This is a genomic window from Moraxella tarda (assembly GCF_035181405.1).
Classification (GTDB): Bacteria; Pseudomonadota; Gammaproteobacteria; order Pseudomonadales; family Moraxellaceae; genus Moraxella.
Map to the genome: position 1 here is coordinate 1 of NZ_JAYGGV010000014.1, position 1068 is coordinate 1068.

At 51.3% G+C, this 1068-nt stretch carries 1 rRNA gene; it reads left to right on the top strand.

What is annotated here, in order from left to right:
- A 23S ribosomal RNA gene (locus tag U9670_RS08680) occupies positions 1-1068 on the top strand; the annotation flags it as partial.

A 1068-nucleotide genomic window follows, 5' to 3' on the forward strand; every position in this document is an offset into this window, starting at 1 on the left:
TGAGCTGTTGGCAGTCGCAGATACCAGGCTGCTGCAACTGTTTATTAAAAACACAGCACTCTGCAAACACGAAAGTGGACGTATAGGGTGTGATGCCTGCCCGGTGCTGGAAGGTTAATTGATGGGGTTAGCGTAAGCGAAGCTCTTGATCGAAGCCCCAGTAAACGGCGGCCGTAACTATAACGGTCCTAAGGTAGCGAAATTCCTTGTCGGGTAAGTTCCGACCTGCACGAATGGCATAATGATGGCAGCGCTGTCTCCAGCAGAGACTCAGTGAAATCGAAATCGCAGTGAAGATGCTGTGTACCCGCGGCTAGACGGAAAGACCCCGTGAACCTTTACTACAGCTTTACATTGAACTTTGACCTAACTTGTGTAGGATAGGTGGGAGGCTTTGAAGTAGGGACGCCAGTCCTTATGGAGCCAACCTTGAAATACCACCCTGGTTATGTTGGGGTTCTAACTTAGATGTAACAACATCAAGGACAATGTATGGTGGGTAGTTTGACTGGGGCGGTCTCCTCCTAAAGAGTAACGGAGGAGTACGAAGGTGCGCTCAGGACGGTCGGAAATCGTCCAAAGAGTATAAAGGCAAAAGCGCGCTTAACTGCGAGACCCACAAGTCGAGCAGGTACGAAAGTAGGTCTTAGTGATCCGGTGGTTCTGTATGGAAGGGCCATCGCTCAACGGATAAAAGGTACTCTGGGGATAACAGGCTGATACCGCCCAAGAGTTCATATCGACGGCGGTGTTTGGCACCTCGATGTCGGCTCATCTCATCCTGGGGCTGAAGCAGGTCCCAAGGGTATGGCTGTTCGCCATTTAAAGAGGTACGCGAGCTGGGTTTAGAACGTCGTGAGACAGTTCGGTCCCTATCTACCGTGGGCGTTGGAAATTTGAGAGGATCTGCTCCTAGTACGAGAGGACCAGAGTGGACGAACCTCTGGTGTTTCGGTTGTGACGCCAGTCGCATTGCCGAGTAGCTACGTTCGGATGGGATAACCGCTGAAAGCATCTAAGCGGGAAGCCCACCTCAAGATAAGATTTCCCTAAAGGGCCGTTGTAGAC